The sequence below is a fragment of the Flavobacterium ginsenosidimutans genome (assembly GCF_003254625.1).
GTDB lineage: Bacteria > Bacteroidota > Bacteroidia > Flavobacteriales > Flavobacteriaceae > Flavobacterium > Flavobacterium ginsenosidimutans.
In genome coordinates this window covers 82625-104192 of sequence record NZ_QJRJ01000075.1, presented here as the reverse complement: position 1 = coordinate 104192, position 21568 = coordinate 82625, and the positions used below count along the sequence as shown (strand labels likewise).

24 protein-coding genes and 1 tRNA gene are annotated in these 21568 nt (G+C 32.9%); 15 read left to right on the top strand and 10 right to left on the bottom strand.

Annotation, left to right across the window (positions count from 1 at the left end):
* Positions 1 to 48: 48 nt before the first annotated feature.
* Positions 49 to 486 carry a retropepsin-like aspartic protease gene (locus DM444_RS10120; RefSeq protein WP_111286215.1) on the bottom strand — a complete coding sequence of 146 codons (438 nt, stop codon included), beginning with the start codon at positions 484 to 486 and terminating at the stop codon, positions 49 to 51.
* A gap of 195 nt (positions 487 to 681) precedes the next feature.
* Here DM444_RS10120 and DM444_RS10115 point away from each other — a divergent pair, with 195 nt between their 5' ends.
* The 5 genes from DM444_RS10115 to DM444_RS10095 all read left to right on the top strand — a co-directional run bounded on the left by DM444_RS10115 (position 682) and on the right by DM444_RS10095 (position 6740).
* Positions 682 to 1653, top strand: coding sequence for a CDC27 family protein (locus tag DM444_RS10115; RefSeq protein ID WP_239455653.1), 972 nt, complete (start codon positions 682 to 684; stop codon positions 1651 to 1653).
* 133 nt (positions 1654 to 1786) lie between these two features.
* A complete protein-coding gene (locus DM444_RS10110) occupies positions 1787 to 3436 on the top strand; it encodes a S41 family peptidase (RefSeq protein ID WP_111286213.1) in 1650 nt (549 codons plus the stop codon).
* A 306-nt stretch (positions 3437 to 3742) separates the two neighbouring features.
* Positions 3743 to 4522: a TatD family hydrolase gene (locus DM444_RS10105; RefSeq protein WP_111286211.1), complete on the top strand. Its 780-nt coding sequence runs from the start codon at positions 3743 to 3745 to the stop codon at positions 4520 to 4522.
* A gap of 63 nt (positions 4523 to 4585) precedes the next feature.
* The gene (locus DM444_RS10100) at positions 4586 to 5722 is read left to right on the top strand and encodes a 1-acyl-sn-glycerol-3-phosphate acyltransferase (protein ID WP_111286204.1); all 1137 of its coding nucleotides are present in this window, start codon (positions 4586 to 4588) and stop codon (positions 5720 to 5722) included.
* Positions 5712 to 6740, top strand: coding sequence for an asparaginase (locus DM444_RS10095; protein WP_111286202.1), 1029 nt, complete (start codon positions 5712 to 5714; stop codon positions 6738 to 6740). Before DM444_RS10100 ends, DM444_RS10095 begins: the two co-directional genes overlap by 11 nt.
* Positions 6741 to 6842: 102 nt before the next feature.
* Here the strand turns inward: DM444_RS10095 and DM444_RS10090 are convergent, their stop codons facing one another.
* Positions 6843 to 8084 carry an MFS transporter gene (locus tag DM444_RS10090; RefSeq protein WP_111286200.1) on the bottom strand — a complete coding sequence of 414 codons (1242 nt, stop codon included), beginning with the start codon at positions 8082 to 8084 and terminating at the stop codon, positions 6843 to 6845.
* A gap of 90 nt (positions 8085 to 8174) precedes the next feature.
* On the opposite strand from DM444_RS10090, the gene DM444_RS10085 reads away from it, so the two are divergent.
* The 9 genes from DM444_RS10085 (at position 8175) to DM444_RS10045 (ending at position 15611) form a co-directional block, all read left to right on the top strand.
* A complete protein-coding gene (locus DM444_RS10085) occupies positions 8175 to 9044 on the top strand; it encodes a LysR family transcriptional regulator (RefSeq protein WP_111286199.1) in 870 nt (289 codons plus the stop codon).
* Between the two features lie 60 nt (positions 9045 to 9104).
* Positions 9105 to 9191 (top strand) — tRNA-Ser (locus DM444_RS10080).
* 298 nt (positions 9192 to 9489) lie between these two features.
* The gene (locus DM444_RS10075; RefSeq protein ID WP_111286197.1) at positions 9490 to 9852 is read left to right on the top strand and encodes an S-adenosylmethionine decarboxylase family protein; all 363 of its coding nucleotides are present in this window, start codon (positions 9490 to 9492) and stop codon (positions 9850 to 9852) included.
* Between the two features lie 3 nt (positions 9853 to 9855).
* Positions 9856 to 11082: a DUF4178 domain-containing protein gene (locus tag DM444_RS10070; protein ID WP_111286195.1), complete on the top strand. Its 1227-nt coding sequence runs from the start codon at positions 9856 to 9858 to the stop codon at positions 11080 to 11082.
* A 6-nt stretch (positions 11083 to 11088) separates the two neighbouring features.
* Positions 11089 to 11268 carry a hypothetical protein gene (locus tag DM444_RS10065; protein WP_111286193.1) on the top strand — a complete coding sequence of 60 codons (180 nt, stop codon included), beginning with the start codon at positions 11089 to 11091 and terminating at the stop codon, positions 11266 to 11268.
* A gap of 14 nt (positions 11269 to 11282) precedes the next feature.
* On the top strand, positions 11283 to 11498 hold the full coding sequence (locus tag DM444_RS10060) for a DUF350 domain-containing protein (protein WP_111286191.1): 216 nt from the start codon (positions 11283 to 11285) through the stop codon (positions 11496 to 11498).
* The gene (locus tag DM444_RS10055; protein ID WP_111286189.1) at positions 11491 to 13011 is read left to right on the top strand and encodes a polyamine aminopropyltransferase; all 1521 of its coding nucleotides are present in this window, start codon (positions 11491 to 11493) and stop codon (positions 13009 to 13011) included. The genes DM444_RS10060 and DM444_RS10055 overlap by 8 nt, the downstream gene beginning before the upstream one ends.
* Entirely contained in the window at positions 12986 to 14614 is a 1629-nt protein-coding gene (locus tag DM444_RS10050; protein WP_111286187.1) for a flavin monoamine oxidase family protein, read from the top strand. The genes DM444_RS10055 and DM444_RS10050 overlap by 26 nt, the downstream gene beginning before the upstream one ends.
* Entirely contained in the window at positions 14592 to 15611 is a 1020-nt protein-coding gene (locus tag DM444_RS10045; protein ID WP_111286185.1) for a hypothetical protein, read from the top strand. The genes DM444_RS10050 and DM444_RS10045 overlap by 23 nt, the downstream gene beginning before the upstream one ends.
* A 155-nt stretch (positions 15612 to 15766) precedes the next feature.
* Here DM444_RS10045 and DM444_RS10040 read toward each other — a convergent pair whose 3' ends face one another.
* The 3 genes from DM444_RS10040 to DM444_RS10030 form a co-directional block, all read right to left on the bottom strand.
* Positions 15767 to 16525 carry an SGNH/GDSL hydrolase family protein gene (locus DM444_RS10040; protein ID WP_111286183.1) on the bottom strand — a complete coding sequence of 253 codons (759 nt, stop codon included), beginning with the start codon at positions 16523 to 16525 and terminating at the stop codon, positions 15767 to 15769.
* A gap of 66 nt (positions 16526 to 16591) precedes the next feature.
* Positions 16592 to 17374 carry a DUF3050 domain-containing protein gene (locus DM444_RS10035; RefSeq protein WP_111286181.1) on the bottom strand — a complete coding sequence of 261 codons (783 nt, stop codon included), beginning with the start codon at positions 17372 to 17374 and terminating at the stop codon, positions 16592 to 16594.
* Positions 17375 to 17462: 88 nt separating this feature from the next.
* The gene (locus DM444_RS10030) at positions 17463 to 18641 is read right to left on the bottom strand and encodes an acyl-CoA dehydrogenase family protein (RefSeq protein ID WP_111286179.1); all 1179 of its coding nucleotides are present in this window, start codon (positions 18639 to 18641) and stop codon (positions 17463 to 17465) included.
* A 1510-nt stretch (positions 18642 to 20151) separates the two neighbouring features.
* Between DM444_RS10030 and DM444_RS24090 the strand changes: the two genes are divergently transcribed.
* Complete coding sequence (locus DM444_RS24090) at positions 20152 to 20586, top strand: helix-turn-helix domain-containing protein (RefSeq protein WP_394364527.1); 435 nt, start codon at positions 20152 to 20154, stop codon at positions 20584 to 20586.
* An 8-nt stretch (positions 20587 to 20594) separates the two neighbouring features.
* Here DM444_RS24090 and DM444_RS23610 read toward each other — a convergent pair whose 3' ends face one another.
* Genes DM444_RS23610 through DM444_RS10005 form a run of 5 tightly spaced genes read right to left on the bottom strand, consistent with a single transcriptional unit; the run spans position 20595 to position 21552 of the window.
* Complete coding sequence (locus DM444_RS23610; RefSeq protein WP_162614947.1) at positions 20595 to 20738, bottom strand: hypothetical protein; 144 nt, start codon at positions 20736 to 20738, stop codon at positions 20595 to 20597.
* Between the two features lie 45 nt (positions 20739 to 20783).
* The gene (locus DM444_RS10020; RefSeq protein WP_111286175.1) at positions 20784 to 20927 is read right to left on the bottom strand and encodes an rSAM-modified peptide; all 144 of its coding nucleotides are present in this window, start codon (positions 20925 to 20927) and stop codon (positions 20784 to 20786) included.
* Between the two features lie 57 nt (positions 20928 to 20984).
* Positions 20985 to 21140: an rSAM-modified peptide gene (locus DM444_RS10015; RefSeq protein WP_111286173.1), complete on the bottom strand. Its 156-nt coding sequence runs from the start codon at positions 21138 to 21140 to the stop codon at positions 20985 to 20987.
* A 58-nt stretch (positions 21141 to 21198) separates the two neighbouring features.
* Positions 21199 to 21354: an rSAM-modified peptide gene (locus tag DM444_RS10010; RefSeq protein ID WP_111286171.1), complete on the bottom strand. Its 156-nt coding sequence runs from the start codon at positions 21352 to 21354 to the stop codon at positions 21199 to 21201.
* 42 nt (positions 21355 to 21396) lie between these two features.
* Positions 21397 to 21552 carry an rSAM-modified peptide gene (locus DM444_RS10005; protein ID WP_111286169.1) on the bottom strand — a complete coding sequence of 52 codons (156 nt, stop codon included), beginning with the start codon at positions 21550 to 21552 and terminating at the stop codon, positions 21397 to 21399.
* Positions 21553 to 21568 lie beyond the last annotated feature (16 nt).

The window sequence follows — 21568 nt, the reverse complement described above, 5'->3', positions numbered from 1 at the left end:
ATTGTTAAAATTACGGTTTCCCGTAAAAATATTAAATTCTAAAAAGATCTATTTTAAATACAAATAATGGTTAAAATAGTCAATAATTGCTTTTCCTTCCAATAAAACATCAGCGCCAATAATACCATGAACAGCTTTAGCTTTAAAAGACTCCAAAGCTTCATTTACATGCGAAAGATCAAAAATTACGATATTGAAATCTTTGTTTTTCCAACTTCCCAATTGCAATTTGTTTTTAGATGAAATTTGTGTTGTCATTCCAGTTCCTCCAGCTCCAGAAGCTTTTGTTTTAGAATTTTTTGCAGAAAGTTCAAAACGTTCAATAGACTCAAAACCCACACAGGTGTTTGATGCGCCAGTATCTAAAATAAAATTGCCAGAAATGCCGTTAATTTTGGCTTTAATCTGTAAATGTTGTGTTTTAGTTATTTTGAACTTTATTTTTTTGTACTTCTCTATTTTGAGAATTTCGTGAAGATTTTCCATTTCCGTACTGATTGAAAACCAAAAATAAGGTAATTGTAGCCAAAAAGCTAACTAGGAAAAAGATTTTCTATTTAAAATATATGGAATAAAAAAGCAACAAATTTGTGGTTTTTTAACTATTATAATGTTGAATATGATGTAATTATGCGTAATTTTTGATATTCTTTTTTTAAATTAGCTATAAAATGTTTTTTTATGGATCTAAATAAAATTCATCCTGATCAAAAATATATTGACGGACTTGCTGCAAATGATTCGGTAGTAATTGAAATGATATATAAGAAATATGCGCCTAAAGTGGTTCAATTTATAACCAATAATTCTGGAGACAAAGATCAAGCGCAGAATGTGGTTCATGAAATCATGATTTTGCTTTTTAATCAGGCGAAAGCCGGAAAACTTCAATTAACGTGTCCGTTTGATGCTTATTTTTTCTTGTTGTGCAAAAGACGCTGGCTGAACGAATTGAAAAACTCTGTCCATAAAGAGGTGACAATTTACGAGAACGTGGTATCAGTCAATGAATCTGCTCACGAATTGATTGCTCAAGCAGAAGAGTTTGAAGAAGAACAAAAGCTTTCTCAACAGGAAAATAAATTGGAAATAACAGAGGAAAGGGTTGCTTTTGAAGAAAACCTGACTCGAATTTCAGATAAATATTTCAATAAAAAGAAACACAAAGTTGCTTCACTAAAGCCTTGGTATTTTGCCGCAGCGATCTCTATAATTGTGATGTTTGGTTTATTTTTCTTCGATTATAAACACAATCCGTCTTTTGAAGATTACAATCATCCAGAAAGTGCTTATTTTACAGAAAGAGGAGTTTCTGAAGCCATTTTAAAGCAAGCAGAGAATAATTTCAACGGAAAAAGATATGAAACAGCTATTCCGATTTTTGAAATGATTTTGAAAGAAAATAATTCAGACGAAATAAAATATTTCTATGCAGTTTCATTATTGCAGGTAAGCAAATATCCAAAAGCCGAAAAGATCTTTAAAGAATTAGAAAACGGAAATTCGGTTTATAAAGAAAAAGCCAAGTGGAATATAGCTTTATCTAAACTAAAACAAGGAAAATACAAAGAATGTAAATCGATTTTAGAGACTATTTCTCAAGATTATGAAGACTACGATGACGTAGAACGTCTGCGCGAAGATTTGGAATAGATTTCAAATTATTAAAAAAAATATTACCCATTTACGGGAAACCTCAATCGAATTTAGAATTAAAGCTCTAAATTCGATTTTATTTTTATAGGAATTTACCCAAATTCAAAAATTAACTTAACCAAGAATGTAAATGAAAAAAGCTTTATTAGTTTTTCTTTTTGTGTTTTCTCAAACTGTTTTCAGTGCTTCTAAAATTACTGAGACAGAAAAACTTGCCACAACTTGTAAAGTTTGGGGATTCTTGAAATATTATCATCCAGAAGTTGCCAAAGGACAATTGAATTGGGATAGCCAGCTTTTGGAGAAATTACCATTAATAGAAAAAGCACAAACCAAAGAAGAGTTTTCATTAATTCTAGAAAATTGGATTGATGATCTTGGGCCAGTAAATGAAATTGCTCCAATTGTTACTCCAAAAGAGGTTAAACTTTTTGATAAAAATTTCGATTTAAGCTGGTTCAATGACAAATTGTTTTCTAAAAAGCTTTCAAAAAAATTAAAATTTATTGAAGAAAATAGATTTCAAAGTAATGAAGAATTTGGGCCAAGTTTTGACGGTTTTAAAAACCTAAAAAACTATTTTAATCTTGATTACACTAATAAAAATTCAAAGCTTTTAATGCTTTATGCGTATTGGAATGTGGTAGAATATTACTATCCATACAAATACAAAATGGATCAGAAATGGGATAAAACTTTAACTGAGTTATTGCCTTCTGTTGTTGAGTCCAAAACTCCAGAAGATTTTTATAAAGTATTGAGAAAAGCAGCTGCAAAACTCAATGATACTCATGTCGAGTTTCATATTTACCCGTCTTCTGCAACAGCAAAAAAGAGTTATTATTATTTTCCAGCAACAGGTAAAGTAATTGATGAAAAATTAGTAATTACCGAAATTTTAGGAGATAGTCTTGCAGAGGCCGACAATATTAAAATTGGAACCGTAATTACTAAAATAAATGGTAAGAGCATTAAAGAAATTATTGAAGAGAAAAGAGATATTGTTTCTGCTTCAAACGAGGCCGCTTTTCTAGATAAAGTTTTACGCACAATTTTAGTGAGCGAATCTGAAAAGGTAAACGTAGAATTCCTGAACGATGGAAAACAGGAAACAAAGGCAATGACTTGGTTTAACTATCACGATTCTCATCGAAATGAGTATAAAAAAGGAGCTCAGATAAAGAAAGATAAATTTAAACTTTTGGACAATAATGTTGGTTACGTAAACATGGGAGTTATAAAACCAAAAAATGTTCCTGATATGATTGATGCTCTCAAATCGACAAAAGCTATAGTTTTTGATATTAGAAATTATCCAAACGGAACTTTTGGAGAAATTGCTAATTTTTTAAATTCTCAAGAAAAAGAATTTTGCATTTATACCTACCCGTATCCAAATTATCCAGGAAAGTATACTTGGGAAGAAGGAAGAAAAGTGGGATTTGAAAATAAAGACAATTACAAAGGAAAAGTTGTTGTATTACTTAATGAAGATTCTATAAGCCAATCAGAATGGACGGCGATGTGTTTTCAAACAGCTGGCAATACCACAATTATTGGAAGTCAGACTGCGGGAGCAGACGGAAATGTTTTTGAATTTGATTTTAGTGGTTATCATACTAATTTCTCTGGTATTGGCGTTTACTACCCAGACGGAAGAGAAACTCAAAGAATTGGAATTGTGCCAGACATCGAAATAAAACCAACCATAAAAGGAATTCAGGAAGGAAAAGATGAGGTTTTGGAACGAGCTTTGCTATTTATTGAAAATGGAAAATAAGACGCTATTTGTCGTCTTGAGGAACGAAGAGTCACACTAGTTGATCCACAGAAAAATTTGGGGGTTTTCTTGGCGAAACTTCTTGTGAGATTCTTCGTTCGTCAGCGTGACAAAAACTAGTCTTTAATTTGTCAACCTTTGTCAAAGTTTTAAACTTTGTCAAAGGTTTTTATTTTTTAGGCAAGTTTTAAAAAATCGTTTTTTCAGTGTTTTCACGAAAGAGAATCCGTTAAATCTATGTGCCAATTTACACGAATTGCTATTCTTTTATTATTGTCGTAATTTTGGCACTTTAAAATTACAGCCTTGAATTCAACACCAATTATTACCGATACCCACACGCATTTGTATTCTGAAGAATTTGATCAGGATCGCAACGAAATGATTCAGCGCGCTATTGATGCTGGAGTTACTCGTTTTTTTATTCCTGCAATCGATGCTGCCGCAACGCAATCTATGTACGATTTAGAGAAAAATTATCCAGATAATGTATTCTTAATGATGGGTTTGCATCCCACTTACGTAAAAGATAATTATCTGGACGAATTGGCACATGTAGAAACCGAATTATCAAAACGAAAGTTCTACGCTGTGGGTGAAATTGGGATCGATTTGTATTGGGATAAAACGCATTTGAAAGAGCAGCAAATTGCTTTTAAAAGGCAAATTCAGCTGGCAAAACAATACAAATTGCCAATTGTAATTCATTGTAGAGAAGCTTTTGATGAGATCTTCGAAGTCTTAGAAGAAGAAAAATCTGAAGATTTATTTGGGATTTTTCATTGTTTTTCCGGAACTTTAGAACAAGCAGAACGCGCGATTTCTTACAAAATGAAATTAGGAATTGGAGGTGTAGTAACGTTTAAAAACGGAAAAATCGATCAGTTTTTGAATCAAATCGATTTAAAACACATTGTTTTGGAGACAGATTCTCCATATTTAGCACCAATTCCGTACAGAGGAAAACGAAATGAAAGCAGTTATTTAGTCAATGTTATTGCGAAATTGAGTGACATTTATGGAATTTCAGCCGAAGAAATTGCTACAATTACAACTCAGAATTCAAAGGACGTTTTTGGGATTTAACCCAGACCTTACAAAACTTTAATTTTTTTTTTGTTCTTTTGCCCACTTAAACCCAAATAAATAATGCAGAGATTTGATGCCATTCGACCGTTTTATGATTCCGAAATAAATGAAGCCCTTCATGCTGTGGTCAATCATCCTATGATGAAAACCATGATGAACTTTACGTTTCCGGATGTAGAAGATGAGGTTTGGAAGGAACAATTAAAGAAAACACACTCGATTCGTGATTTTCAATGCAATTTTATTTATAATACAATCCAGAAAGTTCTTGAAAAAAGCTCTGAAGGTTTAACGACTTCAGGTTTTGAGAAACTGGAACCAAATACGTCTTATCTTTTTATTTCAAATCATAGAGATATTCTTTTAGATACTACATTATTGAACGTTTGTTTGTTCGAGCACGGTTTGGTAATGACTGCTTCGGCAATTGGAGACAATTTAGTAAAGAAAGCTTTCTTGGCAACTTTAGCAAAACTAAATAGAAACTTTTTGGTTTTAAGAGGTTTATCGCCTAGAGAAATGCTTCAAAGTTCGAAGTTATTATCTGAATATATGGGACAATTATTGCTTCGCGAAAACCGTTCGGTTTGGATTGCTCAAAGAGAAGGAAGAACAAAAGACGGAAACGACGAGACCAATCCAGGGGTTTTAAAAATGATTGGAATGGGTTCTGACGAAGAAAACTTAATGGATTATTTTAAGAAATTGAAAATCGTTCCGGTTTCTATTTCTTACGAATATGATCCGACGGATGTTTTGAAAATGCCACAATTAATGGCAGAAGCAAAAAACGAAGTTTACGTAAAAGATAAAAACGAAGATTTCATGAATATCCTTAGCGGTATTATGGGAACTAAAAAAAGAATACATATTTCTGTTGGTGATGTTTTAGATACAGAAATCGATCAAATTGTGGCCGAAAATGATAATGTGAACAAACAAGTTCAAGCTTTGGCACAAACGATTGACGATGTTATTTTGAAAAACTACCAATTATGGCCAACAAATTTTATTGCTTACGATATTTTAAATGAAACAGACAAATTTGCTCACAAGTATAAAGAAAGTGAGAAATCATTGTTTGAGCGTCGTTTAGAAATGAGAATTGGGGGCGATAATCCTGTGACAAGACAAGGATTTTTAGCAATGTATGCGAATCCTGTTGTCAATAAATTAAAATACCAAGATGTCATCTAAAGCAAAAATATTGTTGATTTATACTGGTGGAACCATCGGTATGAGCAAAGATTTTGAAACTGGAGCGCTTAAAGCCTTCAATTTTGGTAAATTAATTCAGAAAATTCCAGAAATTAAACAATTGGATTGCGAAATCGAATCGATTTCATTTGAACATCCAATTGATTCTTCTAATATGAATCCTCAAATGTGGACGAAAATTGCCACTATGATTGAGGAAAATTACGATGCATTTGATGGATTTGTCGTGCTGCATGGATCAGATACGATGTCATATTCGGCTTCAGCATTGAGTTTTATGTTGGAGAATTTAGCAAAACCAGTTGTATTTACAGGTTCGCAATTGCCAATTGGAGATTTGCGTACCGATGCAAAAGAAAACCTGATTACAGCGATTCAGATTGCTTCTCTTCAAGAAAACGGAAAACCTGTTATTACAGAAGTTTGTTTGTATTTTGAATACAAATTGTACCGAGGAAACAGAACTTCTAAAGTAAACGCAGAACATTTTAAAGCTTTTACAGCGCCAAATTACCCTGAATTAGTAGAATCTGGCGTGCATTTAACATTAAACAGACATTTATTTCTTCCGATAAATAAAAATGCGAAATTGATCGTTCATAAAAATCTGGACAATCATGTAGCCATCATAAAAATGTTCCCTGGAATGAGCGAAATTGTTTTGGCTTCAATCTTGGCAACGACTGGTTTACGCGGAATTGTTCTAGAAACATACGGCTCAGGAAACGCACCAACCGAAGATTGGTTTTTAAGTTTAATCGAAAAAGCGATTAAATCTGGAATGCATATCGTAAACGTAACCCAATGTTCAGGCGGAAGCGTGAATATGGGACAATACGAAACCAGTACAGCTCTAAAATCTTTGGGAGTGATCTCAGGAAAAGATATTACTACAGAAGCAGCAATTACTAAATTGATGTATTTGCTGGGTCATAATATTCCTCAAAACGAGTTTAAAGATATTTTTGAAACTGCTCTTCGCGGGGAAATATCTTAAAGTAAAATTCCAAATTCCAATGCTTTGCCGTAAAGAACTTTGTCAAAGTTTTAAACTTTGACAAAGTTGAACACGTTTAGTTGTCATTTTTGGATTTAGAATTTAATTTTTGGAATTTCGATATGGAACAGGACAAGTTTCCAAATCTTCAATTGCTTTATGTTTTTTGTAATACAAATAAACGATTACAGAAATAATACATATAATTCCTTGAATAGCAACAGTAGTTCTAACGCCAAGTGAATGAGAAACATATCCAATAATCAAACTTCCAACAGGAATCATTCCTTGATATGCCATCATGTAGTAACTGATGCTTCTTGAACGCATATTTACAGAACTATGAGTCTGAATATAAATATTGATAGAAGAAGTTTGTCCCATCATCCCGATTCCGCTTAATGTCATACAGATTAAAGCGATTGTTATGCTGCTTGAAACAGCTAAAATAATTACGCTGAAACCAAGAAGCAAACTCGCTCCAATCATTAGTTTGTTCATATTCTCAGCAGATTTTAGATTAGCTAAATAAATTGCAGATAGAACAGAACCAATTCCGGCAGCACTTTCAAACCAGCTGAAAGTTTCAGCGTTTCCGCTAAAAATATCTTTTGCAAAAACGGGCATCAAAGTATTAAAAGAAATTACAAACAAACTGCTACAAGTAAGCATCATTAGCATTCTTGCCATTTCGGTTTCTTTTTTCACATAATCTAAGCCTTCGATAAGGTCGTCCAGCATATTCAATTTGTTTTCAGCTTTAATGTGCGGTGTAATTTTCATCATCATTAATGAAATTAAAACAGGCACGTAGCTTATGAAATTCCCAATAAAACAAATATCTTCTCCATATTCATGCAGAATAATTCCCGCAAGCGCAGGACCTGCAATACGTGCAAAGTTGTTCAAAGTTGAGTTTAATGCGACAGCGTTTGGAAGATCTTCTTTATTGTCCACAATATCAATCATCATCGTTTGACGACAAGTCATATCAAAAGCATTAATAATACCTTGAATAAGGCTTAAAGCCAAAATAAAGTTGATGTTATAAATTTTGAAATAGATAAGCAAAGCTAAAGTTCCCGCTTGAAGCATCGCAAGAGATTGCAAGAACATCATTGTTTTGTGTCTGTCATAACGACCAATAATACTTCCCGCTAAAGGCGCTAGAAATAAAGACGGAATCATACTTAAAAATGTCGCTAATCCCAATAAAAATACAGATCCCGTTATACTATAAACCATCCAGCTTACAGCTGTTTTTTGCATCCATGTTCCGATAACAGATACGGATTGACCGTAGAAAAATAACTTGAAATTTTTTGATTTTAACGCTTTAAACATAATCCTAAATATTTAATACAAAGGTCGGGATTATGATAGCATTAGAAAAATTAATAATTTTACTGATAATAAGTATTAAAACTTATCAATATGGAGATTTATCAACTAGAGTATTTTGTAAAAACTGCTGAGGTTTTGCACTTTACCAAAGCCGCAGAATTGTGTTTTGTAACGCAATCGGGGCTTTCGCAGCAAATTAAAAAGCTGGAAGAAGAACTCGGAATGCCTTTGTTTATCAGAATTGGAAAAAAAGTGCGACTTACAGAAGCAGGTTCGGTTTTCTTGATTCATGCGAAAAGGGTTCTCGAAAATGTCCAAAACGGGAAACAGGCAATTGAAGATTTAAACCAAATGATTGGTGGCGAACTGCGAATAGGTGTTACGTATATTTTTGGGTTATTAATTTTGCCAATTGTAAATACATTTGCCCATAGATATCAAAACTTAAAGATTATTGTAGACTATGGCACAACAGAATCACTGGAACAAAAGCTTCTTAATAATGATGTCGATGTAGTTTTGGTAATTCCATCTCATGAAATTGAAAGCGGAATTCAGAAAGTGCCATTGTTTACTTCCAATATGGTTGTGGCGGTTTCTAAAAAGCATGCTTTGGCCCATTTGGATAAAATTGCTTTTAAGAAAATAGAAGAAATTCCGTTAGTATTGCCAGGAAAAGGATCTAATTCAAGAGAATTTGTCGAAGAATTGTTTCAGAAGTTTAATTTGAAACCTAAAATTTCGATCGAACTCCATTCTATTCACGCTTTATTGCAAATGGTAGAAAACAGCGATTGGGCTACTATTGTAGCTGAGAAAGCATTAAAAGACTGGGACACTATAAAAGCCATTCAAATTACGGGAGTTCCCACAAAAAGAGATTCTTATATGCTAACAATGGGAGGTTACCAGAAAAAGGCTGTAAAATTGTTTATCGAAGAATTTAGAAAAAGCATTTAGAGTAACTGCAACTTTACTTTTGTAAAGTCAGATTTTTTTGTGTTATTTGCAGACCAAAATAGAAAGGTGTCCGAGTGGTTTAAGGAGCTAGCCTGGAAAGCTAGTATATGGGTAACTGTATCGAGGGTTCGAATCCCTTCCTTTCTGCAAGATAAAAGTCCGCAGTTTCATAAAATGGAATTCTGGACTTTTTTTATGCCTTATAAAACCAAAACGTATAATCTAGCCCCGATAGTAGCGGCATCCTTTTGTGGTGGGGTTCACCACAAAAGATAAAGCGGATAGCGGGACTAAAGCCGTACTGAAAACCAAAATTCTGGCTTCTTAAAAAAAGAAAAAATCATAAATACATAGTCCTAAAAAGTTATTTTCAAAATACGGTTTTCCACATTATTTTATTCTAGAAATATTATATATTTGGCTCCTGTGTAATATAAATAATTTGATGGATTTACCTCCTTATTCGCCAGGATTGCATAAACTGGTTACTTTACATGTCGGCGAAATTTCGAAGCTTACCAATAGCAAAGGTTTTGTCGCGGTTACTAATTCCATTTTAGAAAAATACGAACTTGAGAAGGTTGGAGCTGTTGTTCATGACTTTGATAACGATAGTTTTACGATTTCGTATTGCCTTAAAGAATCACATATTTGTATACACACTTGGCCAGAATACAATCAGCTTACTTTGGATGTTTATTTGTGTAATTATCTTCAGGATAATTCAGGAAAAGTGCGCGCCGTAATGGCTGATTATGTGGCTTATTTTGATGCAGAAATTATTAAAGATTTTGAAATTAACCGATAAGATATGAAGATTCCTTGTTACGACTGTAATACAGAAACCGAATTAGAGGTTGGTTTTGAGGTAGTAAATTTTGTTTGTCCTACATGTTTCAGCGTTTACGGCGTTGATGATGAGGGGAAATTTCGGAGAAAATCGCAATATAAAGCGCCTTTTAATGATTGTCCGCTGGCAATTGGCGATACTGGCTTCTTAAATGGAATCGAGTATACAGTGACGGGTATTTTAAGGAAAAATGTCTATCCTGATTATGCTTGGACGGAGTTTATTTTGCAAAACAAAGAAAAAGAATTTCTTTATCTGTCGCTTTCAAATGGGCATTGGATGATGCTTACCGAAATGGAAAAGATTGACGATATCAAAAAAGGAACTAAAGTTCTGAAATATGATGGAAGAGATTATGATTTATTTGAACATTCGGATGCTGACATAATTAATGCAAAAGGTTTTTTTGATTTCCAGATTCCGAATAAAAAAACGCATTTGGCTGAATTTATAAATCCGCCGTACCTTGTTTCGGTCGAAAAAATGAATAATGTTCAAACTGCTTTTCATGGAGAATATGTAAGCAAAAATAAAATCAAAAGAGCATTTAAAGGAATAGAGTTGCCGTATCAGTCAGGTATTAGCATGATTCAGCCGTCTCGTTTTGATCTTAGAAATACAGCGGTTATTTTCTGTCTTTTTGCTTTGCTGATCATAACGGCAAACTGGTACATTTATAAAGATCAAGTGCAGCAGAATGTTTTTAACAGTAGAATTAAATTCAGCGAATTTGATAATAAAGAAATGACAAGTCCGTCGTTTACCTTAAATGGCGCGTCAGCACCTATGACGATAAAGGTTTCGACTGGCGTTAACAATTCTTGGGCAAACTTAAATGTTGCTTTAATAAACGAAGATACCAGCGACGAAATTTACGCTAACAAAGACATTGAATACTATTACGGCTATTCTGATGGAGAATCTTGGACAGAGGGGAGTCAGTCTGAGAAATTTAATATTTGCGGAGTCAAAGGCGGAAAATATCATCTTTTAATAACACCAATGAAAGCTCCAGAAGATCTTTCTAACAGTGAAATGGAGGTCAGCGTTGTTTGGAACGAGCCTTCAAATAGAAATGCTTGGTTAGTTATTATTGGAATGATTGTAATTTACTTTATAGTACGTTATTTTAGAAATCAATTTGAAAAAAAGAGATGGGCAGACAGTTCCTACTCGACTTACGAATAAATTAATATGAAAAGAATTTCTGATTTCTTCAGCAATAATTGGGCTCCATTGGCAATTGGATTTTTCTGCTTTGGAGTTTATATGTACTTTACTCTTGCAGGAAACCGAATTTGCGATTGCGAAACAACCGAAAAATACAGCACGGCAGGAAGCCGAACATCGTTTAACCGTTTTTACCACAAATAAAAAAATCAATCAATATGGAATTATTTCACGCACAGCCTATAGTAAATTCGATTATTTATTCTTTTTTAGGAATAGTTATTTTATTAATCGGTTATTATATTATCGAAAAACTTACTCCAGAAAATACTTGGAAAGAAGTTGTAGAAAAAAATAATGTTGCTGTTGCCATTGTTTTGGCAGCATTTATCATTGGAATTTCAATGATTATTAGTGCCGCAATTCATGGGTAAAAAATTTCTTAGGTTTGAATTTCTTTTACTTTTTGCCGTATTTATAATTGCCACTTGCGGACTAATTTACGAATTGGTTGCAGGAACTTTGGCGAGTTATTTATTGGGCGATTCGGTAAAACAATTTTCGTTTATTATTGGCGTATACCTGTTTTCGATGGGTATAGGTTCGTTTTTTTCAAAGTTTTTCCATAAAAATCTACTCAACACTTTTGTAGAAATCGAAATACTGGTTGGACTTATTGGAGGTTTGAGTTCGGTGGTTTTATTTCTATTGTTTGAAAGTGTTGGTTCATTTCAGTTCATTTTATATTTATTCGTTTTCGTAACAGGTTTCTTGGTCGGATTGGAGATTCCGCTATTAATGAATATTTTAAAAGACAGGGTTGAATTTAAAGACCTTGTTTCGAATGTTTTTACATTTGATTATATCGGAGCTTTGCTGGCTTCGATCTTGTTTCCATTAATTTTAGTGCCAAAATTAGGTATTATGGGAACTTCTCTTTTCTTCGGAATGATTAATGTGAGCATTGCTATTGTTTTGTGTTTTTTACTGAAGGGAGAACTGAAAAATGTTTATTTTTTGAAAGCAAAAGCCATTTTTTCGTTTGTATTATTACTGGCTGTTTTTGTTTTCTCGAATGATATTCTAGCCTATTCAGAAGGGAAATTGTACGGAGAAAATATTATTTATACCAATTCAACACCCTATCAGCGTATTGTTTTAACGCATAATAAGAGCGATTACAGGCTTTATTTAAATAACAACCTGCAATTCAGTTCTGCAGATGAATATCGTTACCATGAGGCTCTAGTGCATCCGGTAATGTCGATGGCTAAAAACGTTAAAAATGTTTTGGTTTTGGGCGGAGGCGATGGTTTGGCAGTTCGTGAAATCCTGAAATACAAAGACGTTGAAAAAGTAACTCTAGTCGATTTGGACGAAGGAATGACAAAGTTGTTTAAAACCAATATTGTATTAACCAATTTTAATCAAAACTCGCTCAACAATCCTAAAGTTACCGTAATCAATACAGATGCCTATATTTGGGCAAAAAGCTGTAAAGAGCAATTTGATGTTGCTATAATCGACTTTCCAGATCCGTCAAATTATAGTTTAGGGAAATTGTATTCGCTAAATTTTTATCAGACTATAAAAACCATTTTAAAACCTGATGCTGCGGTGGTTATTCAAACTACTTCGCCCTATTTTGCACCAAAATCTTTTTGGTGTATCAATAAAACAGTTATGCAAGTTTTTCCGCAGGTAGATGCGTATCATGCTTACGTTCCGTCATTTGGAGAATGGGGTTATACAATTGCCATAAACGGTTTTGGAACTACTTTTAATACCGTAAACCGAAAAGCAGACAAATTGAAATTCTACAATTATCAATTTGATCGTTTCAATTATTTTACAAACGATATGATTTCCAATGAAATCGAAATCAATCGTTTAGACAACCAGATTTTAGTACGCTATTTTGATGAAGAGTGGGGAAAACTGCAATAAATCCAGAAGGAGTTTTTTAAAAGTAGTTGGTGCGGCTTTAATTGCGGTTCCGTTTCTGCAGTTTTGTTCCGATAAAATTGCGGTGATGATGATTCGTTTATCTGGTACCAAACATTTACTTGGACATCGTTTATGGATTAAAGATTTTCCTAAACCAACCAAACAAATTCAGATTCCGTATTTAATTGTTGGAGGCGGAATTTCGGGTTTGAGCGCTGCACGACAATTTCAGAAAAGAGGAATTTCAGATTTTTTAATGCTAGAATTGGAAAATCATTTGGGAGGAAATTCTTCAAACGGAGAAAATAAATATTCGAAATATCCTTTGGGCGCGCATTACTTGCCTTTGCCAAATTTTCAAGATAAAGAATTGCTTCATTTTTTAGAAGAAGAAAAAATAATTCTAGGTTATAACGAAAAAGGATTTCCCATTTTTGACGAATTACAATTGACTTTTGCTCCAGACGAACGTTTGTTTTACAAAAACAACTGGCAAGAAGGCGTTGTTCCAAAAAATGGAAATTCGATTGCTGATGATTTAGAGTTTGACCAATTTTTTAAACAAATGGATCTTTTTAGATCTGGAAAAGGAGAAGATCAAAAGTATTTATTTGATATTCCGATTTACCTTTCTTCTAAAGATGAAAAGACGAGAAGTTTAGACAAAATCACAATGAAACAATGGTTTAAAGAAAAAAAATTTACTTCTGAACCTTTGTTTAACTACATCGATTATTGCTGTAAAGACGATTTTGGATTAGGAATTGAATATGTTTCGGCTTGGGCTGGAATTCATTATTTTGCAGGAAGAAAACAAGATAGTACGCCCGAAAAACACGACAGCGTTTTAACTTGGCCAGAAGGAAATGCACGTCTTGCAACTCATTTAAAAAAATATACTGAAGATAAATCTCTAAAAAATCATTTGGTTTATGAAGTGAAGGTCGTCAACCAAAAAGTAATTGCAAAAGCTTTTGACAATGCTACAAAAACTTCTGTTGAAATTATTGCAGATAAAGTGATAATGGCTTCTCCGCAATTTGTAAATCAGTATTTGATTCAGGATCGAAAGGCATTTACAAAAGATTTTCATTACACGCCTTGGCTTTTAGCAACTCTAATTGTGGACGAACTTCCCGATAATAATAGTTTTCCACTGTCTTGGGATAATGTCATTTATGGTTCTAAAGGTTTGGGTTATGTTTACGATCAGCATCAGACTTTAAATCAGGTTCAGGATAAAAAAGTTATTACGTATTATTTCAGTTTTTCGTCTGCCGATTTGAAGAAGACAAGAAAAGAGCTTTATAAAAAAGACAAAGAATATTGGAAACAATTTGTTTTGAATGATTTGAAAATCGCTCATTCAGATCTTGAAGAATATACAGAAGATATAGAAGTTTTCCTTTTAGGACACGGAATGATTTCGCCTGCGCCAGGATTTATTTTTGGCGAAGCCAAGAAACAAGCAAAACAAAATATTCAAAAAAAGATTTATTTCGCGCATACTGATTTGTCTGGAATTTCCATTTTTGAAGAAGCTTTTCATCAAGGAATTAATGTTGTAAATGAGATTTTAGATGGAACAACCGTGGATTCATAAAGCCAAAACCGATTTAACTTTTATTATCGGGCCGTCATTTTTTGTGCTGGCGATAATCTTTATTTTTCAGGATTATATTGCTGAAATTGAGGAGAATTATTCTTTTTATACTTGGCTTTTCCTTATTGTTTTTATAGACGTAGCGCACGTTTATGCGACTTTATTTAAAACCTATTTTGTTGCCGATGAATTTCAGAAACAGAAAAGAAGATTGATTCTTTTGCCTCTTTTTTGTTTTGTTACGGGAATTGTGCTTTTCTCTTTTGGAAGTTTAGTCTTTTGGTCATTTTTGGCTTACGTTGCTGTTTTTCACTTCATCAGACAGCAATATGGATTCATGAGATTGTATGCCAGAAAAGAAGTAAAAACTAAAATTTCGATTTGGATTGATAATCTGGCGATTTATGCTTCAACGGGATACCCGATGTTGTATTGGTTTTTTTCGTCTAAGCGAAAGTTCAACTGGTTTGTAGAAAATGAGTTTTTTAGGTTTGAAAACCAGCTTATTTTAGAAATTCTATTTTGGATTTATATCAGCATTTTGATTTTATATGTTGTTTATACCACGATAAAATCTATTCAAAATCAGATTTTTAATATTCCAAAAAACAGTATTATTTTAGGAACTGCTTTGTCTTGGTATTTCGGAATTGTTTATTTTAACGATGATTTGATTTTTACTTTATTGAATGTCGTTTCGCATGGAATTCCATATATGGCTTTGGTTTATTTTAAAGAAATTGATGGAAAATCGGAATCAGAATTGGGGCGTTTGTCTTTCTTGAAACAATATAAAGGGCTTTTGATTTACGTTGGAATCCTTCTTTTAATTGCTTTTTCCGAAGAATTTCTTTGGGAACTTTTTGTTTGGAATGAAAACATCAGCGTTACGAATTTTGACTTTTCGAGCTGGCAGATTTTACTAGTTCCATTGTTGACTGTTCCTCAGTTTACGCATTATTTATTGGATGGTTTTATTTGGAAAACTAAAAGATGAGTTTTGGTTTTATTGGTTCTTTTGAAAACAAAAGTTCTAATCTAGCCCCGATAGAAGCGGTATCCTTTTGTTCTGGGGTTCAGAACAAAAGATAAAGCGGATAGCGGGACTAAACGTACTTTTGAAAATGAGTTTTTCAGCTTCTGAAAAAAAACTTAATTCTGCAAAGCTATTTTGACTTTCGGCATCATCTTGTCTACAAACATTTTATATGCGATTTCTGAAGGATGAAGGCCATCGGAAGCAACCAAACTTGGATTATTAAGGCCTTGACGTGTAATATCTGTAATGGATACAAAAGCGATTTGATTGTTGTTGCAGTATTTCTCGGCAAAGGTATTGTATTGGTCGATTTCTGTTGAAATTGTACTGCTTTGATTTCCTGCAAGAGCTTGTCCGTATGGAGTATACGCATAGTCTGGAATAGAAATAACGACAACATTTTTTTTATCGCCTTTGGCTAGCATTATGGCTTTATTGACTAATTCTGGAAATTCTTGTTCGTAAACTGAAAAATTTCTGTGCTGATATTGATTGTTTACTCCAATTAAAAGTGTTACCAAATCATAATTGGATTCTGGATTTTGAGAATTAATTGCTGAAATTAAATTGGATGTTGTCCAGCCTGTTGTAGCAATTATTTTAAGCGAAATGGTACTAGAATACATTGCGTTTAAACTTGTCTTTAATTGCTCTGGAAAACGGCATGTAGCGCATACACTTTGACCAATGGTATAACTATCGCCTAAGGCTAAATAATTTACGGAACTTGGAATTGGCGGTTGTGGCGTTGTTGGAGGGTTTACAACGGGTGGAGTAGTGGTTGTAGGTTTAGAATCAGTTTCATCTGAATTGCAGCTCAAAAGAAATACTGAAAGAATAACGGTAACTATTTGTTTAAAATGTGGTTTCATAATTTGTTTAAATTAGATTCTAGTGGCTTTAAACAAATAGTTACGTTAAATATGTGGATTTGGATTTTAAACCATTTCGGTTTTCATCATGATTTCTTCTTCGATGGCATTCCAAAGTCCAATGCGTTTTTCAAGGGCAAGAATTGAAACTTCTTCTACTTCTTTCCATTTTTGTGCATCTTCTTCACATAATTCTGTAATCATTTGCATTGCCATTGGTCCATGTTCATCGGCATCCAATTCGATATGTCTTTCAAAATAATAAAGCAATTTTGCTAAATCTGTTTCTGGAAGGTTTTTTTGGAAATTTTTCAAAATCTGAGTAAACATACTCGGAATCAAATCTTCTCTTCCAAAGGTAAATGCTGCGGCAATTTCGTGTGGTTTTCCTTCTTCGATTACTCTAAAAGTAAAGTCTAAAAACGATTTTACATTTGGGTGCAGTGAACTTTGTTTGATTGCAACAAATATATTATGAAGGGAATGTACTTCTGATAAAAAGCTTAAAACTCCAGTTGTATCAGCTCCACAATCTTCCATTGCTTCTAAATACATTTCATAATGACTTTGTCTTCTTCCGTCGATCGTTAAATCTGTTTCTTCTGCAAGAACAATTTCATTAATTAAATAACGAGTTTCAGAGTTTTTGGTAGCAAACCAAGGCGTTGTTGTACAGGTAAGTTTGGCTTGTAATGCTTTTAAAAGTGACATAAAATCCCAAACAGCAAAAACGTGAGTTTCTAGAAAGCTGTGTAAGTCATCTATGTTTTGAATCTTATTGTATAATGAGTGGTTTAATAGTTGGTCTTTTTGTGGTTGGATGCTTTTGTTTACCGCTTCGATATTCATTTTAAAAAATTTTGATGCAAAGATAAAAAGCTTCTTTATTAAAGAAGCTTTTTTAGATTGATTTTGTATATATTTTAATAAATATCAATTATTTAAATGCAGAAATTCCTGTTACATCCATTCCAGTTATTAATAAATGAATGTCATGAGTTCCTTCATAAGTAATAACACTTTCCAAGTTCATCATGTGGCGCATAATAGAGTATTCACCAGTGATTCCCATACCTCCAAGCATTTGTCTTGCTTCGCGCGCAATGGTAACCGCCATATTTACGTTGTTACGTTTTGCCATCGAAATTTGTGCAGTTGTTGCTTTGCCTTCGTTTCTTAAAACACCTAAACGCCAAGTTAATAATTGCGCTTTTGTGATTTCAGTAATCATTTCAGCCAGTTTTTTCTGCTGTAATTGAGTTCCCCCAATTGGTTTTCCGAATTGAATTCTTTCTTTCGAATATCTTAAAGCAGTATCATAACAATCCATTGCCGCACCAATTGCTCCCCAAGCAATTCCGTAACGAGCTGAATCTAAACAGCCAAGAGGTGCGCCTAAACCAGATTTATTTGGTAAAAGGTTTTCTTTTGGCACTTTTACGTTATCAAAAATTAATTCGCCCGTTGCAGATGCACGAAGCGACCATTTATTGTGCGTTTCTGGAGTTGTAAAACCTTCCATTCCGCGTTCTACGATTAAACCATGAATTCGGCCTTCTTCATTTTTAGCCCAAACAATGGCAATATCTGCAAACGGAGCATTTGAAATCCACATTTTTGCACCATTTAAAAGATAATGATCTCCCATATCTTTAAAATTGGTGATCATACTTCCTGGATCTGAACCGTGATCTGGTTCGGTTAAACCAAAACAGCCAATGAATTCACCTGTTGCCAGTTTTGGAAGGTATTTCATTCTTTGTTCTTCGTTTCCATATTTCCAAATCGGATACATTACCAAAGAAGACTGAACAGATGAAGTAGATCTTACACCAGAATCACCTCGTTCAATTTCCTGCATAATTAGTCCGTAAGAAATTTGGTCTAATCCAGCACCTCCATATTCAACAGGAATATAAGGTCCGAAACCACCAATTTCGCCAAGACCTTTAATAATTTGTTTAGGAAATTCTGCTTTTTGAGCATATTCTTCTATAATAGGAGATACTTCTCTTTTAACCCATGCACGAGCTGATTCACGAACCAATTTGTGTTCGTCTGTTAGCAAATCGTCTAAGTTGAAATAATCTGGAGCTTGAAATAGGTCTGGTTTCATTTTTATTAATTTTAGCAAAGCAAATTTACACAATAAAAATATAACAAATGCAAGTTAAATTGTTATATTTTTTTATATCAAAAATAAAATTAATAGGAATTTGGCAAATAAATTGTAGTTTATTGATAATTTATAGACTATTTTTGAATTCCAAAAACAAAATTAAATGAGGCTGATCATCTCTTTTTTATTTTTCTTGATACTTAATACCGCTGTGGCTCAAACAAAAAAGGAGTTTACTGAACAAGAGTATCTAGAATTACAGGATAAAATTCGTTTCAGCATGAATGGTAACTTTGACCAAGGTCTAGAGTATGCGGCTGAATTACAGAAATCTAACAACGAAGAGCACGTAGCTTTTGCTTATGGTGCTGGATCATACATATATGAATTAAAAAATAATAGAGTTAAATGTGATGAATGGTATAGAAAGGCATTGACTTACTATGATAAACTTCCAGAATCTGTTCAAAAAATTAATCTAAGGGCCTACCTATATAATTATAGAGGATTAACGGAATGGAAAAGAAAAAATTTCAGTAATGCTTTAAGTAATTATCAGGAAGGAATTAGGCTTTCTACTAAAACATCTGATGTTATACAGATCGTAAAATTTAAAAGTAATATTGCTTTAGTTAATGAAGAAGTAGGTAACTACGAACTTGCTATTAAGAATCTTAGACAGAATAGTGACTTTGTAGATAAGAATGAAAGCCTATATGAAAAAGACCAATTTCAAAATAATAAAAGTAATATTTATACCAATTTAGGAAATGTCTATGAAGGATATTTCATGAAGGAACGCGGTAAAACAATTTTATTAGATTCGGCCGAGTACTTTTACAAAAGAGCAATAACTTATTCTCAAAATTATTTAAACAATAAAATTGCCTCTACGCTTAGTTTAGGAAATATTTATTTGTACAAGAAAGATTTTAAAAACGCAGAGAGAACTTACTTTGATATTGCGATGTATGCAAAACAAAATAATGATGATGGTTATTATAGAATTGCAAATTACAATTTAGGGGATCTTTATTATTCTCAAAAAAAGTACGACAAGGCTTTGGTTTTTTTGAAAAAAGTGGATTCTATTTCTGTTAAAGGAAAAAAGATAGATAGAATTTCTTTTCAATCTAATTACCTGCAGGCTAAAATTTATAATGCAAAAAATGAACCTGAATTAGCATTCAAACACTCTAAATTATATTTGGATTCTTATGAGCAATTTGAAGGAGATTTAAGAGAAGAAGCTTTAGAAGTTAATTACAAATTAGGAACAGCTAATCTAAGTGATGAGATGATTAGTATCCAGGAAAAGTATAAGTATGAGGTTTTATGGAATAAAGCCCTAAAAGTTTTCTATGTTATTTTGGTAGTGGGAATTGTATTTTTTCTAATTAAGAATATTCGAGATAAAAATAAAGCACAAAAGAAAATGAATGCTTTAATTGAAGAATTTAAAGCTAATTTGGAGAAAAAAGAAATTGAAAAAGCTGAAATCGAAAAAGTGGCAATTGAGAATACGTTATATGTAGAGGAAATTCCGGAATTGGAAGAAGCTTTCCTTAAAAAGGAAAATGCAAATCTTAGTATTGATGAGGCAAAAGAAAATAAAATTGTAGAAAAACTATTGGCACTAGAAGATAAACTAGAATACCTAAATGCCGACTTTACGCTTTCGTATGTTGCCAAAAAAATCAAAACCAATACAACCTATTTATCTTATGTTGTCAATAAAAGATTTGGTAAATCTTTTGGAGAATATTCTAATGAGCTGAAGATTAATTATGTTATTAATCAAATGATTACTAATCATTTATATCGTAAATATTCGACTCAGGCAATTGCAGAGAGTGTAGGTTTTAAAAATGCAGTTTCATTTGCAAAATCGTTTCGCAAAAGAACTGGAGTTTCTCCAGCTCAATTTGCGAACAATATTTAAAGCTGATATTAACCACTTCCATTTCCACTACCTTTTGCAGGATTGTTTGTTGGATCAACAGGATCGCCATCGCCGCCTCGTATGACTTTTTGAGCTCCTCTATCTATTTTTTCTAACTCAAAATCGTTGATATTTGATATTTTAGTTTTCATGTCTTAAAAGTTTAGTTGTTTTTACATTATTTTCTTAAAAAAGAATTAACCACTTCCATTTCCGCTTCCTTTTGCAGGATTGTTTGTTGGATCAACAGGATCGCCATCTCCGCCTCTTATAACTTTCTGAGCTTCTTTATTTAATTTCTCTATTTCGAAGTCTTTTATATTTAATATTTTAGTTTTCATGTCTCTCTTTTTTGGATTACTTTTATATTCTATTTTTTATGTTTTGATTAATAAGAATTAACCACCAGTAACACCGCTTCCATTTCCGCTTCCTTTTGCAGGATTGTTTTTTGGATCAACAGGCTCGTCATCACCTCCTCGTACAGTTTTTTGAGCTTCTTTATTCAATTTTTCTACTTCGAAATCTTTGATTTTTAATATTTTAGTTTTCATATCTCTCTTTTTTTGGATTGCTTTTATATTCTATTTTTTATGTTTTGATTAATAAGAATTAACCACCAGTAACACCGCTTCCATTTCCGCTTCCTTTTGCAGGATTGTTTTTTGGATCAACAGGCTCGTCATCACCTCCTCGTACAGTTTTTTGAGCTTCTTTATTTAATTTTTCTATTTCGAAATCTTTGATTTTCAATATTTTAGTTTTCATATCTCTCTTTTTTAGGATTGCTTTTATATTTTATTTTTTTAATTAAGGTTTAACCACGCCACTTCCATTTCCTCCTCCGCCTTTTGCAGGATTGTTAGGATCAGTAGGGTCATCTCCGCCACCTCTTACTGTTTTTTGAGCATCTTTATTCAATTTTTCTATTTCGAAATCTGCGATTTTTAATGAATTAGCTTTCATATCTTTCTTTTTTTTG